Origin of the sequence: Aphanizomenon sp. UHCC 0183 (assembly GCF_009712065.1) — a bacterium.
In the GTDB taxonomy this organism is placed as follows: Bacteria; Cyanobacteriota; Cyanobacteriia; order Cyanobacteriales; family Nostocaceae; genus Dolichospermum; species Dolichospermum heterosporum.
Map to the genome: position 1 here is coordinate 1 of NZ_VILC01000035.1, position 14,020 is coordinate 14,020.

The window sequence follows — 14,020 nt, forward strand, 5'->3', positions numbered from 1 at the left end:
TAGATTGAAGTTGCTTAACTAGATTAGCTATTTCTGTTTCAGTATTAGCAAATTGAAATGCTTTACCCATTGGACGGATATAAACATCAAGTGTTGCTTTACTTACGTCAATGCCTACCCATTGGGAGATATAATCCATTTTTAACTCTCCAATTTCAATTACTTCTTTTTAATTTGTTTTGTTTTTATTCATCCCCTTGATTTCACTCATCCTTGCACGATACGGGCTATATTATCTATGTCTTTGTTCATAGTTTTTACCCCAGGCGACTGTTCGAGTTCTGTCATGGAGATTGTTGTGGTGATCCTTGCTACAAAGCGGTCTTTTCTGACCCAGGTTGGGACGGTCTACCACTTCTTCTAACATACCTCTAAGATACAAGGTTGGGCTAAGTGATAAGGCAACCCAACAAATCCAGCCAATTAAATTTTCATCATGTTGGGTTTCCTTACGTCAGGATATAAGTTATTTGTATGGGATTTTGGCAAAAAAGCACTTTCTCAATTATTGGGGGTTTATTTTCATTATTATTGAGAATTTTATCAATAATGTAACGAGTTTTGGTAATTTCAGCTTGGGGGGTTGACAGTGTTCTGAGTTTTGGGTATGCTTATGGTATATGTGGAGAAGTGTGCGCCCATATATATAAGGTTTTTATTTATCAAGATCATAATTTCCCAAATAAATCCCAGAAGCAGGGAAATAAGAAAATAAAATTTGTTCTCATAACCAAAATACCAAAACGTTATCTTGTATCTCAGGATGAAGATGCAATTACAGTAGATGTAAAACTGGGAAAGATGGGTAAAATCAGCAGATAAATAAGTAATTAAGAAATTTCAAAATCAGGAATAATGCACACAGACACGATATTCTACCAAATCTTCCTCACTTTTCACACTCTATTATTTGAAATTTTGGGTGAACCCACAGAAAATGCCAAAGATTATCAATTTACCTCTGTGGAAGTGAAAGAAAAAGCATTTCGATTTGATGGAATTTTTATAGCAGATAGTGTGGAAAAACCCATCTATTTTGTAGAAGTGCAATTTCAACCCAAACCAGATTTTTACTGGGAATTAATCGCCGAAATCAATATTTATCTCAATCAATTTAAACCTGTACAAGATTGGCAAGGGGTAGCGTTATTTGCGAAACGGAGTTTAGATGTAGGAGAATTAACAGCTTATCAACAGGAATTGATTAATAGTGGGAGAATTAAACGAATTTATTTAGATGAATTACCACCGGGTTCAATTGGTATGGGGTTAATTGAGTTAATTGTCAGTCAGGAAGCACAAGCACCGGAATTAGTTAAAACCCTCATGGCAAGGACTAAGACAGAAGTTGAGAATGACAGAGAAAAACAAGGTATTATAGAATTGTTGGAGACTGTTTTATTGTCCAAATTTTCACAATTAAGCCGTCAGGAGATAGAAGCAATGTTTTTAGTGAGTGATATTAAGCAAACAAGAGTATATCAAGAAGCAAAGCAGGAAGGTAGACAGGAAGGTAGAGAAGAAGGTAGGCAGAATGGTGAGCTGATTTTATTAATACGCCAGTTATCAAAAAGATTTGGAAAATTGAAAGATATTTACATCGAAAATATCAACAGTTTAAATATAGAACAACTGGAAAAGTTGGGAGAAGCATTATTAGATTTTACAGATATTAATGACTTGGAAACATGGTTAAAATCTGAGACAACCAAGTAATTAAGAAATTTCAAAATCAGGAATAATGCACACAGACACGATATTCTACCAAATCTTCCTCACTTTTCACACTCTATTATTTGAAATTCTAGGAGAACCTACAGAAAATGCCACAGATTATAAATTTACTTCTGTGGAAGTGAAAGAAAAGGCATTTCGATTTGATGGAATTTTTATGGCAGATAGTCTAGAAAAACCCATCTATTTTGTAGAAGTGCAATTTCAACCAAAACCAGATTTTTACTGGGAATTAATCGCCGAAATCAATATTTATCTCAATCAATTTAAACCTGTACAAGATTGGCAAGCAGTGGCTTTATTTGCGAAACGGAGTTTAGATGTAGGAGAATTGACTGCTTATCAACAGGAATTGATTAATAGTGGGAGAATTAAACGAATTTATTTAGATGAATTACCACCGGGTTCAATTGGTATGGGGTTAATTGAGTTAATTGTCAGTCAGGAAGCACAAGCACCGGAATTAGTTAAAACCCTCATGGCAAGGACTAAGACAGAAGTTGAGAATGACAGAGAAAAACAAGGTATTATAGAATTGTTGGAGACTGTTTTATTGTCCAAATTTTCACAATTAAGCCGTCAGGAGATAGAAGCAATGTTTTTAGTGAGTGATATTAAGCAAACAAGAGTATATCAAGAAGCAAAGCAGGAAGGTAGACAAGATGGTGAGATGATCTTATTGATACGTCAGTTATCAAAAAGGTTTGGAAAATTAAAAGATATTTACATCGAAAATATCAACAGTTTGAACATAGAACAACTGGAAAAGTTGGGAGAAGCATTATTAGATTTTACAGATATTAATGACTTGGAAACATGGTTAGAATCTGAGATAGACAAGTAAGTTTATTTAATTGTCTGAATCAGGATTTCCAGGATTTGAGGATTTTCAGGATGTGATTGGATGATTTTTGGTGGGGATTTGGTGATTTTTATTTGTCTGAATCAGGATTTCCAGGATTTGAGGATTTGCAGGATGTGATTGGATGATTTTTGGTGGGGATTTGGTGATTTTTATTTGTCTGAATCAGGATATTCAGGATTTAAAGATTTACAGGATGTTGGTTGGTGTTGAGGTTTTTTGGATGTGAGGATTTTTGTGATGTGGGAACTTTTTGGATATTATTTGTGTGATGATCAAAATTCTCAGTTAATAAACTAAGTAATTGGAAAAAAATATTTACAGTCATTGCGAGCGAAGGGAAGCAATCACAACCCTTGGAATTGCTTCATTTCACTTCGTTCCATATGGCTAACGCTACGCAACGCTTACGCAATGACAATGACATTGTGTAATTAATTCTGTCTCACTACTTATCTATTCTGCGAATAACGCTTCTAAATCTTGACGACCATTTACAATTCTGGGAATTTCCACATTATTATCAACCAATTGATAAAAAATGATGTAACCATTTAAAGGAAGTCCACGCATTCCCTGTCTTATATATTCGTAACTGCGTCCCATTTAAGGAAATAGCAGTAATTTTTCACAATTTTTTGTGAAATCTTGAAAAAGCATTTCTCCAGTTTCAATATTTCTGTTTAAAAAGTATTCAGAAATGCTATCTAAATCTCGAATTGCTAGAGGTGAAATCAAACATTGATTCATTCTTTCTCCTCTCGCGCATGACGAAATTTTGCCTGTATCTGTTCAACAACTTTTTCTAAAGGAACTCCTTCCCCTCGTTCTAATTCTACTGCGGCTTCATTAACTTTAACTCTCACGTCTTCTACCCAGTCTTCATATTCTCCTTGTTTTTCTTGTAAAAGTTGTAGAGCTTGATTAATTACGGCTTCAGCATTAGGAAATCTCCCTTGAGCTAACTGGTTTTGAATAAACTGTTCTTGTTCTGGTTTTAGGGTAATATTCATTGCTATTTCCTATAACTGATAATTTTCATTATAAACGTAATTGTCAGAATCAGAACGCCCTTCGGGAAGTCAAAAGTCAAAAGTCAAAAGTCAAAAATTAAGTATACTTAATTAAAAGTTTGAAATTTTGATGACCGCCCTTCGGGAAGTCAAAAGTCAAAAGTCAAACATAATTGATGTATTATTCATTAAAGGTTTTAATTTTTGATGATCATGAATTATGCACCCATAAATGAAAGAACTTTTGAATTTGCTGTCAGAATTACAAAGTTGTGTTCTTATCTGGATAAACAACCGGGAACTCCAAGATTATTAGCTGCTCAATTATTTAGATCAGGTACATCTATAGGTGCTAATATTGAAGAATCGCGTAGTGCTGAAAGCGATAAGGATTTTGTTAGTAAACAATCTATTGCACTGAAAGAAGCAAGAGAAACAAAGTATTGGTTAAAGTTGTTAGTGAAATCGGAAATTGTTCCTAGTGAAAAAATAGCAGATATGGTTGATGAATGTGAACAGTTGATGAGAATTATTGCTAAGTCAATTGTCACAACTAAAGGAAAGATGAAAAACAATTAATTTCTTGTTTTTGACTTTTGACTTTTGACTTTTGACTTCCCGAAGGGTGTCCTGATTCTGACAATTGAGAATTTCAGATCCCCGACAACTTTTAACAATCTTCTCATTTATCACATTAATTATCCCAGAAGTCGGGGATTTTCAGATGCAAACTAACATCCTGTAAATCCTTAAATCCTGGATATCCTGATTCTGACTTAATAATTTTCTGTAACCCTTAAATATTACAGTTTACAAGTCTCGACGCGACAGAAGAGATAAACCTCATTGCAAACCTCGTCTCTTCCCATTCTTCCCCAAGTCGTCTCACCGGGAGGTGGCCTTCGGGTGCTTTCTTGTCAAAAGTAATAGCTGTGTAGTACAACCACTCTCCTCCTTTTCTCCATCCTACCTTGTCCCCGAACTTCTCCCAGATGTCCCGGTTAAGTTCTCTCGTTCCACCTAAACCTTGATAAATGCGTTTCTGCACAGAAAACCCAAATTTCCCATCACTGTATTTTACCCACAACTGGTCAATAGTGCGAAGGTCTTCACAGGGAAAATTATCAATATCTTTAACATCTAACCGACCTTCCTTTTCCCGCTTCGCAACAGCTAACATTACCCGTCTTGTTTCTCCGTCTGCTTCCTTCCATTTCCCTTGTGCGAGGTAGTCACGCAGTTTCCTATAGTCCATTCCACAGGATGATTTTAATTGTACTTCTTGGTTTATTAAACCCAATAACTCCCGAAACTCCCGCACTGTTTGGGGACGGTTGACTGGTTCTAACTCCATCCCTTTGAGAATAGCAGCATTTACCTTATCACTAATTTTCTGATTAAATTTTTGCGGTGGTGATAACTTGACATCTTCCTCAGCGCGATAATTAGCAGGAATGGGAACTCTATTCGTTAATAAAGTGTACAATGTCGCAGCTAAAGCATAAACATCTGTATAATAACCAAAATCTCCCCGTCGTTCATATTGTTCTATGGGTGCATAACCTTGGGTTATCATCGCAGTCATGCTTCTGATTTGACCAGGTTGAAATTCCCGCGCTAACCCAAAATCAATTAATACTGCTTCTTTGCTTTCCCGTCGCAACAAAATATTATTGGGTTTCACATCTCGGTGTAAAAGTTTCCGTTCGTGAACACATTCTAAAGCCTGTCCGATTTGGTCAATGTAGCGCAAAGCTTCGGTTTCTGACAAGTAACCATTTTCAGTCGTGTAGTTTTCCACATAAGCTGCTAAATCATCACCGTCAATGTGTTCCATCACAATAGCCCAAAGTCCATCTTCGGGAAAATTGTCGTAAACTTGGACAATATGGGGATGATAGCATTTTGATAAATCTAAGGCTTCTTTTCTAAACTTCCTTTGTCTGTCCGCAAAGTCTGGTTTTTCTCGTTGTTCGCGGTTGAGGGTTTTTATCACAACCAACCTGTTTTCTTCTGTATCTTCTGCAAGATAGGTTTCACCAAAGCCACCGCCACCGATCGCTCTTTTAATGATATACTGCCCGTTCTGTAGTGGGGTGTTAGGTGTCCAAGATTGCATATTGTCAGAATCAGGATTTAAGGATTGGGAGAGAAATTAAAAATTAGTATAACATCCGCGTTTATCTGCGTTCATCTGCGTTTAATTGTCTGAATCAGGATGTCGAGGATGACAATAATGTACTGGATTTTTTGAAGATGAATGAAAATAATGATGTTGATAGTGGAAAAATTTACTATATATGCGCGGACAGATTTCTACTCATAACATTAGAGTAAACCAAATTTTCCATCTTGTCAAGTCTTGACATGAAGAATCATGGAAAAAGTGAAAATCAAAAATCTCCACCGCAAACCAACATCCTGTAAATCCTGATTAGTAGGTGAACACAATAAAACCAAACTGTGTAAAGAAACGTAAAATAGCCCAAACCCTCTTCACTCTTGCCTCTTGCCTCTTGCCTTTTGCCTTGCCATAACGACAATTTTCAACGCCAACCTACTTCAGACAATCCAAAAGTTTACTATATATGCGCGGACAGATTTCTACTCATAACATTAGAGTAAACCAAATTTTCGTCTTGTCAAGTCTTGAAGTAATATATTTTGAAGATAATTGCGATATCTTGGGAATCCTTGCCAAGGGGACATACAATTTGCCTTTTCTCATATATAATAGTAGATTGTGTTGAATTAAAGCCATCCCATGCCTAAATTAAAGACTCGCAAGGCTGCGGCGAAGAGATTCCGCGTCACCGGTACCGGTAAAATCGTCCGCCGTAAACCGTTCAAAAACCACTTGTTAGAGCATAAATCCTCTAGCAAAAAGAGCAATATGTCTAAAATGGCAATTGTTCATGAACGAGACGAACCTAACGTGCGTTTAATGCTTCCATATTTGTAAAAAATCACAGGTAATAAGATATGACTCGGGTAAAACGCGGTAATGTAGCTCGTAAACGCCGCAATAAAATTCTCAAATTAGCTAAAGGCTTTCGTGGTTCTCACTCCACTTTGTTTAGAACCGCTAACCAACAGGTAATGAAGGCACTAAGAAGTGCTTACCGCGATCGCAAAAAGAAGAAGCGTGATTTTCGCCGTCTGTGGATAGCGCGGATTAACGCAGCTTCTAGACAACACGGTTTGAGCTATAGCCGTTTGATTGGTAATTTGAAAAAGGCCAATGTGGAACTAAACCGCAAAATGTTGGCACAATTGGCAATTCTTGATCCTGCAAGCTTCGCTAAAATTGCCGAACTCGCTAACTCGGTTAACGGATAAAGGTGGCAACGGATGAATAACGGATGTAACAGATGGCACTTCGGAGAATTGAAAATTAAAAATCAAGAAACTTTTTGGCATTTTTAATTGGAGTAAAACGCAGAGCGATTATGAATAAGTTACATCTGGTATTATCCGCTACCCTATCTTTGATTTTTTGGCTGTCTTTTCCCAGTGGAAATTTAACTGCATCTGCCGCAACAATGGCGGAAATTCAGCAGCGAGGCTATTTAAATATGGCAGTTAAGGATAATCTTCGTCCTTTGGGATTCAGAGATGACAAGGGCAATTTACAAGGGTTAGAGATTGATTTAGCCAAACGTTTGGCCAGTGATTTGTTGGGTAAAGCTGATGCTGTGAAATTGCAACCGGTAGCCAATAGCGATCGCTTACCATTAGTATTTAATCAGCAAGTTGATTTAGCGATCGCTGGAGTCACAGCCACAGAATCACGTTCTCGCATCGTTAGCTTCAGTGTTCCTTACTATTATGACGGCGCAGGAATAGTTACAAAAAATACATCTATTCAAGAATTAAAAGATATAGACAAAGGGAAAATAGCCGTTCTCAACAACTCTAGCACTGTTGGATACTTAAAGTATTTTACACCATCTGCTGAGTTGGTCAGTGTAGATTCCTATGCTCAAGGGTGGGAGAAAATAGAAAGTAATCAGGTAGATGGTTTTGCGGCGGATCTTAGTATTCTTAGTGGTTGGGTGCAAGCACATCCTCAATATCGCATACTGGCAACTAAATTATCAGCAGAGCCGCTATCTGTAGTGATGCCAAAAGGATCACAATATGATGAATTAAGACGTAACGTGAATGAAGCGATCGCTCGTTATACAGTTACAGGTTGGCTAAAAGAACGGATAGAATACTGGGGATTGTAGTAATTTAGTGAGAAATACACAACCTAATAACTGATAATAGATAGAGTATTTTAATAATTTGTATTTGTAGAAAATGGATAGCAATTTAGTCATCATTTATCTGTCACTTTTTGTTGGTTTACTTGCATTTGCTGGGGTGAGTGTTTTTCGTCAAGTATTCAAAACCCGAAAACTTGAAGGCTCCTTGAACAAGTTAAAAAACAAATTAACAAAAGAAAAAGGTACGGCTCAAGAATATTATGAATTAGCCAGTATCTACTCAGAAAAAAAAGTATTTAGTCAAGCCATACCCCTATTTCAAAAATCTCTCAAAGCAGCCGAAGAAGAAGGAGAAGAATCCATTGCTCCTATTTATAACGGATTGGGATATGTTTACTTTGCTCAAGAGCAATATGACTTAGCAATTCGTCAGTACAAAGAAGCCATAAAATTGAACCCAGACTATGTATCAGCTTTAAATAATCTCGGACACGCTTACGAAAAGAAAAAATTGAATGCTCAAGCCTTAGAAATGTATGAAGCAACACTAAAATTAGCACCCAATAACATCGTTGCTAAACGTCGGGCTGAATCCTTACGTCGCTTAGTTTCTATCTAAGCTCAAACCCCTACTATATCTCGTTCCCAGTCTCTGACTGGGAATGCTATTACAGAGGCTCTGCCTCTACTAAGGAATGTGAATTAAATAAGGTGCAAAAGTAGGGTGTGTTAGCGACAGCGTAACGCACCATTCCAGGTTACATCAGAATTGCAGGTTATTAAATTTGCGTTCCTAAGTAGGTTGGCGTTGAAAATTGTCGTTATAGCAAGGCAAGAGGCAAGAGTAAAGAAGTTTTCAGCAATTTTACGTTTCTTTACACAGTTTGGTTTTATTGTGTTCACCTACTTATTATTAAAGGCAGCACAAAAACGTTTAGATATTCTTCTCAGTTTAGAAGTTTTGAAATCTGCCGAAAAACAAATGGAAGTGAAACAAACACAAATAAACGTAACTGTTCACACTCCCCCCTATCTTTAACGAGAGATCAAGGGTTTCGATAATTTTAGAGGGGGGGGAGTGAATAACTGCAAATAAACCTTTTTAATGAATAAGAATATGACTGAAACCATAGACCATGATCGATTATTTAAAGAACTGATATCCACATTTTTTCTAGAATTTATAGAACTATTCTTTCCCGAAATTCTCCAATATCTAGACACCAACTCTATCATATTATTAGACAAGGAAATATTCACCGATGTCACCGCAGGAGACAAGTATGCAACAGATTTAATCGCTAAAGTGAAATTTCTTGAAAAACCTGCTTACTTCCTCATTCACATTGAAGCAGAATCAGGTTCACGTCCCAAATTCAATCAACGAATGTTTCGATATTTTGCCAGATTACAGGAAAAATTCGACTTACCTATTTATCCTATTGTGATATTTTCTTATGATTCACCAAAAACTGTAGCAGTCAATAACTATCAAATTAATTTTCCTGACTTTGAAGTGCTAAAATTTAATTATCGAGTCATCCAACTCAACCAATTAAATTGGCGAGATTTTTTAAATAGTCAAAACCCAGTTGCATCTGCTTTAATGTCAAAAATGAGTATAGCAGTAACAGACAGACCAAAAGTAAAGGCAGAATGTTTAAGGTTGTTAGTCACCTTAAAACTAAATCCTGCTAAAATGCAGTTAATATCAGGGTTTATTGATAGTTATTTAAGACTGAATCAAATAGAAGAAGAGAAATTTAAAACAGAATTAGGTTCACTAATACCAGAAGAACAAGAGGAAGTTATGCAAATAGTAACTAGCTGGATGGAACGAGGTATTGAACAAGGTATTGAACAAGGTATTGAACGAGGTATTGAACGAGGTATTGAACGAGGTATTGAACGAGAAAAAAATTTAATTATCCGTCAAGTTAATCGCAAGCTAGGAAAAATTGATGCTAAATTAGAAGCACAAATTAGAAACTTAAATGTAGAAATTATTGAACTTTTAGGAGAATCAATCTTTGATTTATCTACAGTAGAGGATTTACAAAATTGGTTAAATAATCTCCAGATTTAAATTAAAAATATGACTGATTAACCATTTCAGCGTTTTATAGGGTTAGAAGTTCAGTGATATGTCTATGGTAGGGGCAGGTTGTAGATAAAATTTCGGATATACTGTTAAAATTAAACTTTTTAAGCCCTGTCCCTACTTTGAAGCGTGGTTTTAACTGTCTCCTGTTTTTTCAATGGTTTCAATCACTGCTAACCCTATACTCGAAGCGGCGATTAGCATGATTGGTGCTGCTAAAAAGGCAATGGTAAGCATCTTGAGGGCTTGGTCAAAAAAAATATAGGTGGTCATTTGTTCACCTTCTGAACTGTATACAGCTACTGGTACTATCTAATTTTTCTTCACAGCCAGGTGGCTGAATTCCCAGTAATTGTATCTTAACAAAACTTTAGCTCTTTCATGACATGATGACAAAGTTTTATTAGAGTAAGCCACAAAATAAATGATCCTGTTTTGTCATGCTGAGTGTAGCGTTCGCGGAGCGTGGCGTTAGCCATAGCGAAACGAAACGAAGCATCTCAAGAGTTTTGAGGACTTCCAAATAAAAACACTCAACCACTTAACGCAAAAAATCTCTCAAACTCTCATTGCTCCGTGTCCTCTGTGTCTGGATTAGTACGGCTAACGCCACGCTTCGCTAACGTTTATCTGGGTAATTTATTTTTTGGAAGATAAATTCCCAAAAGAAACTAATTTATACAAGTTTGAATAGTAGCAATTACTGATTCAGCCAGACTTGGTAAATCATAACCACCTTCTAAACCAAACATAATTTTTTTGGTTATACCTAAACAGTATTCTGTAAATAAACCAAAATCTTCTGGTTGCAAATTCACACCGGCTAAAGGATCATTGGCATTAGCATCATAACCAGCGCTCACAATCAATAAATCTGGCTGAAAATTGCTTAAAAACGGGAGAATTTTCCTTTCCCACAGGGGTTGATAGACAGTAATATCACTACCAGGAGGGACAGGTAAATTTAACACATTATGATGTGAACCTTGTTGAGAAGCTTTCCCTGTACCGGGATAAGCTGGATATTGGTGGAGAGAAATATAAGCAATTTCTGAGTGAGTTTCTACTATTGCTTCTGTCCCGTTTCCGTGATGTACGTCCCAATCTAGAATAGCAACGCGCTTAACTCCAGGTTGTTGCAAAGCATAAAAAGCTGCTATGGCGGCGTTAGAAAATAAACAAAATCCCATACCTGTGTCACTTACTGCATGATGTCCGGGTGGACGCGCTAATATAAAAGATTTATCTGCTGTATTAAGAACTATATCAACTCCATCTAACCAAGCACTAACCGCCAATAACGCCACATCATAACTGCGGGGAGAAATGGGAGTATCCCCGTCTAAATAACCTCCACCGGAGGCAGCGATATCTTTTACTTTGTTAATATAGGTTGTAGGATGAACCTTTTCTATCCAAGACATTAAAGATGGTTTTAATATGACTGGTGTAGGTAGTTTCCATGTGATTTCTTCGGCAAAATGTGCAGTTTTTAAAGCATCAACTATCGCTGTCAATCTGGCTGGTTTTTCTGGGTGGTAGATTCCCGTTTTGTGATCTAAAAATTCGTCAGAATAAATAACTTGTAACATATATTTCTATACCCAAAATCTGAAATGTAAGTTAGTTGGAAGTCAAGAAACTTATTAAAATGATATATTACACCAATAGGTAAAGTATAGACATATAGATCCCCGACTTCTCAAAGAAGTCGGGGATCTGAAGGATAATTACAAGAGGTGATATGAATACTCTGAGTCTTAAACTTAAAGGTATGAGTTGCGCTGCTTGCGCTAATAATGTTGAACGGGCAATTTTAGCCGTTGCTGGAATTATTGATTGTCATGTTAATTTTGGTGCAGAACAGGTAACTATTAGTTATGAACCTCAACAAACAAATATAGCAGAAATTCAAGCTGCGATCGCAGATGCTGGTTATTCATCCTTTCAGTTAGATGTAGAAGGTGAAGATACAGCAGCAACAGCGAGTAAATTAGCAGCAGAACAGGAACTTATTCTCAAGTTAAGAACTGGGGTTGTAATTAGTATTATTCTGTTTTTTGGTTCTTTACCGATGATGACGGGATTACATTTACCTTTTGTTCCTAAAGTTCTTCATCATCCTTGGTTGCAATTAGCATTAACAACACCTGTGGAGTTTTGGTGTGGGGGATCTTTTTTCCGTAATGCTTGGAAGTCTTTAAAACGCCGCACTGCGACAATGGATACTTTGATTGCTTTGGGAACGGGTACGGCTTACTTCTATTCTTTATTTGTGACGCTTTTTCCTGATTTATTTATTTCCCAAGGCTTAGAAATTCATGTTTATTATGAAGTTGCAGCGATGGTTGTAACTTTGATTTTGTTAGGACGATTTTTAGAACATCGTGCTAGGGGAAAAACTTCGGAAGCTATTCACAAATTGATGGGAATGCAAGCAAAAACAGCTAGAGTCATCCGAGGTGGTTCAGAAATGGATGTTCCCATTGATGAAGTAATAGTTAATGATCTAATTTTAGTTCGTCCTGGTGAAAAAATTCCTGTAGATGGGAAGGTAGTTGATGGTAATTCTACCGTAGATGAGGCAATGGTGACTGGTGAAAGTGTAGCCGTGAGAAAACAACTAGGCGATGAGGTAATTGGGGCAACAATTAATAAAACTGGTAGTTTTAAGTTTAAGGCAACGCGGGTGGGTAAGGATACTTTTTTAGCGCAAATTGTCAAGTTAGTCCAAGAAGCACAAGGTTCAAAAGCACCGATTCAAAGGTTAGCAGATCAAGTAACTGGGTGGTTTGTGCCATCTGTAATTGCGATCGCAATTTTTACTTTTATCATCTGGTTTAGTATTACAGGTAATTTTACTTTAGCAATGATGACAATGGTGGGAGTTTTAATTATTGCTTGTCCCTGCGCTTTGGGTTTAGCTACTCCTACTTCTGTGATGGTAGGAACTGGCAAAGGGGCAGAAAATGGGATTTTAATTAAAAGTGCTGAAAGTTTAGAATTAGCACATAAAATAAATACGATTGTTCTCGATAAAACTGGAACTTTAACTCAAGGTAAACCCACAGTTACAGATTTTGTGACTATTAAAGGTACAGCCAATGGGAATGAACTTCAGTTATTAAAATTAGCTGCCAGTGTAGAACAAAATTCTGAACATCCTTTGGGGGAAGCAGTGGTGAAATATACGATAAGTCAAGCTGTGAGTTTAGCTGATGTCAAGAATTTTTTAGCTATTGTTGGTAGTGGTGTTCAAGGAGTTGTATATGATAACTTAGTACAAGTTGGCACACAACGCTGGTTTACAGAATTAGGAATTGATACAGATATTTTAAAACCCCATCAAAGCCATTGGGAAGGTGAAGGAAAAACAGTAATTTGGTTAGCAGTAAATGGTAATTTAGAAGCAATTATGGCTATTGCTGATGCCCTTAAACCTTCATCATTAACAGCAGTTAAAGCTTTGCAAGAATTAGGGTTAGAAGTGGTAATATTAACAGGTGATAATCAACAAACTGCCCAAACAATTGCTGATCAAGTTGGTATCAATCAAGTTTTTGCCCAAGTGCGTCCAGACCAAAAAGCCGCGATGATTAAATCATTACAGCAAAGAAAAGTAGGGAACAAATTTCAAATTGTGGCTATGGTAGGAGATGGAATTAATGATGCGCCGGCATTAGCACAAGCTGATGTGGGAATTGCCATTGGGACAGGAACAGATGTGGCGATCGCTGCTAGTGATATTACTTTAATTTCTGGAGATTTACAAGCCATAGTGACAGCCATTCAACTCAGTCGCGCCACTATCAACAATATCCGCCAAAATCTCTTCTTTGCTTTTATTTATAATATCATTGGTATTCCCATTGCTGCGGGTATTCTCTATCCCTTCTTTGGTTGGTTACTTAACCCGATTATTGCCGGTGCAGCAATGGCATTTTCTTCAGTTTCTGTAGTCAGTAATGCTTTAAGATTGCGTAACTTTCAACCAGGAGTTAGGTAAAAAGCAAAAGTAATCTCTAGCAATTAATTAATCATCTCAATCAAACTAATCACACAAATCATAGTTAAGACGGTACTGAAAATAACTGTTTTT

Annotated in this window: 16 protein-coding genes; 10 read left to right on the top strand and 6 right to left on the bottom strand. The window is 36.8% G+C overall.

All coding sequences use genetic code 11. The annotated features are described in order from the left end of the window. The first annotated feature begins 855 nt into the window (after positions 1-855). Positions 856-1,716 (top strand): Rpn family recombination-promoting nuclease/putative transposase, encoded by an 861-nt coding sequence (locus FJR37_RS13585; protein WP_168466250.1) that lies wholly within the window; start codon positions 856-858, stop codon positions 1,714-1,716. Positions 1,717-1,741: 25 nt separating this feature from the next. After that, positions 1,742-2,578: an Rpn family recombination-promoting nuclease/putative transposase gene (locus FJR37_RS13590; RefSeq protein WP_039200329.1), complete on the top strand. Its 837-nt coding sequence runs from the start codon at positions 1,742-1,744 to the stop codon at positions 2,576-2,578. Between the two features lie 199 nt (positions 2,579-2,777). Here FJR37_RS13590 and FJR37_RS26495 read toward each other — a convergent pair whose 3' ends face one another. The 3 genes from FJR37_RS26495 to FJR37_RS13600 form a co-directional block, all read right to left on the bottom strand. Continuing rightward, the gene (locus tag FJR37_RS26495) at positions 2,778-2,924 is read right to left on the bottom strand and encodes a hypothetical protein (RefSeq protein ID WP_160289918.1); all 147 of its coding nucleotides are present in this window, start codon (positions 2,922-2,924) and stop codon (positions 2,778-2,780) included. A 128-nt stretch (positions 2,925-3,052) separates the two neighbouring features. Continuing rightward, positions 3,053-3,202 carry a type II toxin-antitoxin system RelE/ParE family toxin gene (locus tag FJR37_RS26995; RefSeq protein ID WP_235334730.1) on the bottom strand — a complete coding sequence of 50 codons (150 nt, stop codon included), beginning with the start codon at positions 3,200-3,202 and terminating at the stop codon, positions 3,053-3,055. Between the two features lie 140 nt (positions 3,203-3,342). Next, the gene (locus FJR37_RS13600) at positions 3,343-3,609 is read right to left on the bottom strand and encodes a type II toxin-antitoxin system ParD family antitoxin (protein ID WP_168466251.1); all 267 of its coding nucleotides are present in this window, start codon (positions 3,607-3,609) and stop codon (positions 3,343-3,345) included. A 213-nt stretch (positions 3,610-3,822) separates the two neighbouring features. Between FJR37_RS13600 and FJR37_RS13605 the strand changes: the two genes are divergently transcribed. Continuing rightward, the gene (locus FJR37_RS13605) at positions 3,823-4,188 is read left to right on the top strand and encodes a four helix bundle protein (protein WP_052149768.1); all 366 of its coding nucleotides are present in this window, start codon (positions 3,823-3,825) and stop codon (positions 4,186-4,188) included. 217 nt (positions 4,189-4,405) lie between these two features. Here FJR37_RS13605 and FJR37_RS13610 read toward each other — a convergent pair whose 3' ends face one another. After that, complete coding sequence (locus tag FJR37_RS13610; protein WP_254434578.1) at positions 4,406-5,728, bottom strand: serine/threonine-protein kinase; 1,323 nt, start codon at positions 5,726-5,728, stop codon at positions 4,406-4,408. 645 nt (positions 5,729-6,373) lie between these two features. Between FJR37_RS13610 and rpmI the strand changes: the two genes are divergently transcribed. The 6 genes from rpmI (at position 6,374) to FJR37_RS13640 (ending at position 9,906) form a co-directional block, all read left to right on the top strand. Then, on the top strand, positions 6,374-6,571 hold the full coding sequence (gene rpmI / locus FJR37_RS13615) for a 50S ribosomal protein L35 (protein WP_015079972.1): 198 nt from the start codon (positions 6,374-6,376) through the stop codon (positions 6,569-6,571). Positions 6,572-6,591: 20 nt separating this feature from the next. Further along, on the top strand, positions 6,592-6,948 hold the full coding sequence (gene rplT, locus FJR37_RS13620) for a 50S ribosomal protein L20 (RefSeq protein ID WP_015079973.1): 357 nt from the start codon (positions 6,592-6,594) through the stop codon (positions 6,946-6,948). 110 nt (positions 6,949-7,058) lie between these two features. Further along, complete coding sequence (locus tag FJR37_RS13625; RefSeq protein WP_168466252.1) at positions 7,059-7,841, top strand: transporter substrate-binding domain-containing protein; 783 nt, start codon at positions 7,059-7,061, stop codon at positions 7,839-7,841. A gap of 73 nt (positions 7,842-7,914) precedes the next feature. After that, positions 7,915-8,439, top strand: a complete 525-nt coding sequence (locus FJR37_RS13630) for a tetratricopeptide repeat protein (RefSeq protein WP_168466253.1) — start codon at positions 7,915-7,917, stop codon at positions 8,437-8,439. 276 nt (positions 8,440-8,715) lie between these two features. Beyond that, positions 8,716-8,859 (top strand): hypothetical protein, encoded by a 144-nt coding sequence (locus tag FJR37_RS13635; RefSeq protein ID WP_168466249.1) that lies wholly within the window; start codon positions 8,716-8,718, stop codon positions 8,857-8,859. Positions 8,860-8,937: 78 nt separating this feature from the next. After that, positions 8,938-9,906 carry a DUF4351 domain-containing protein gene (locus FJR37_RS13640; protein WP_168466254.1) on the top strand — a complete coding sequence of 323 codons (969 nt, stop codon included), beginning with the start codon at positions 8,938-8,940 and terminating at the stop codon, positions 9,904-9,906. 150 nt (positions 9,907-10,056) lie between these two features. Here the strand turns inward: FJR37_RS13640 and FJR37_RS13645 are convergent, their stop codons facing one another. Both FJR37_RS13645 and FJR37_RS13650 read right to left on the bottom strand, forming a co-directional pair. Then, complete coding sequence (locus tag FJR37_RS13645; protein ID WP_027401062.1) at positions 10,057-10,194, bottom strand: hypothetical protein; 138 nt, start codon at positions 10,192-10,194, stop codon at positions 10,057-10,059. A gap of 398 nt (positions 10,195-10,592) precedes the next feature. Continuing rightward, complete coding sequence (locus FJR37_RS13650; RefSeq protein WP_039200337.1) at positions 10,593-11,513, bottom strand: histone deacetylase; 921 nt, start codon at positions 11,511-11,513, stop codon at positions 10,593-10,595. Positions 11,514-11,665: 152 nt separating this feature from the next. On the opposite strand from FJR37_RS13650, the gene FJR37_RS13655 reads away from it, so the two are divergent. Next, positions 11,666-13,927 (top strand): heavy metal translocating P-type ATPase, encoded by a 2,262-nt coding sequence (locus FJR37_RS13655; RefSeq protein ID WP_168466255.1) that lies wholly within the window; start codon positions 11,666-11,668, stop codon positions 13,925-13,927. Positions 13,928-14,020 lie beyond the last annotated feature (93 nt).

What these genes read in the sequence shown, in the direction of transcription:
- FJR37_RS13585 (WP_168466250.1), top strand. Translation starts at nt 856, where the DNA reads ATGCACACAGACACGATATTCTACCAAATCTTCCTCACTTTTCACACT.
- FJR37_RS13590 (WP_039200329.1), top strand. Translation starts at nt 1,742, where the DNA reads ATGCACACAGACACGATATTCTACCAAATCTTCCTCACTTTTCACACT.
- FJR37_RS26495 (WP_160289918.1), bottom strand. Translation starts at nt 2,924, where the DNA reads ATGACTGTAAATATTTTTTTCCAATTACTTAGTTTATTAACTGAGAAT.
- FJR37_RS26995 (WP_235334730.1), bottom strand. Translation starts at nt 3,202, where the DNA reads ATGGGACGCAGTTACGAATATATAAGACAGGGAATGCGTGGACTTCCT.
- FJR37_RS13600 (WP_168466251.1), bottom strand. Translation starts at nt 3,609, where the DNA reads ATGAATATTACCCTAAAACCAGAACAAGAACAGTTTATTCAAAACCAG.
- FJR37_RS13605 (WP_052149768.1), top strand. Translation starts at nt 3,823, where the DNA reads ATGAATTATGCACCCATAAATGAAAGAACTTTTGAATTTGCTGTCAGA.
- FJR37_RS13610 (WP_254434578.1), bottom strand. Translation starts at nt 5,728, where the DNA reads ATGCAATCTTGGACACCTAACACCCCACTACAGAACGGGCAGTATATC.
- rpmI (WP_015079972.1), top strand. Translation starts at nt 6,374, where the DNA reads ATGCCTAAATTAAAGACTCGCAAGGCTGCGGCGAAGAGATTCCGCGTC.
- rplT (WP_015079973.1), top strand. Translation starts at nt 6,592, where the DNA reads ATGACTCGGGTAAAACGCGGTAATGTAGCTCGTAAACGCCGCAATAAA.
- FJR37_RS13625 (WP_168466252.1), top strand. Translation starts at nt 7,059, where the DNA reads ATGAATAAGTTACATCTGGTATTATCCGCTACCCTATCTTTGATTTTT.
- FJR37_RS13630 (WP_168466253.1), top strand. Translation starts at nt 7,915, where the DNA reads ATGGATAGCAATTTAGTCATCATTTATCTGTCACTTTTTGTTGGTTTA.
- FJR37_RS13640 (WP_168466254.1), top strand. Translation starts at nt 8,938, where the DNA reads ATGACTGAAACCATAGACCATGATCGATTATTTAAAGAACTGATATCC.
- FJR37_RS13645 (WP_027401062.1), bottom strand. Translation starts at nt 10,194, where the DNA reads ATGACCACCTATATTTTTTTTGACCAAGCCCTCAAGATGCTTACCATT.
- FJR37_RS13650 (WP_039200337.1), bottom strand. Translation starts at nt 11,513, where the DNA reads ATGTTACAAGTTATTTATTCTGACGAATTTTTAGATCACAAAACGGGA.
- FJR37_RS13655 (WP_168466255.1), top strand. Translation starts at nt 11,666, where the DNA reads ATGAATACTCTGAGTCTTAAACTTAAAGGTATGAGTTGCGCTGCTTGC.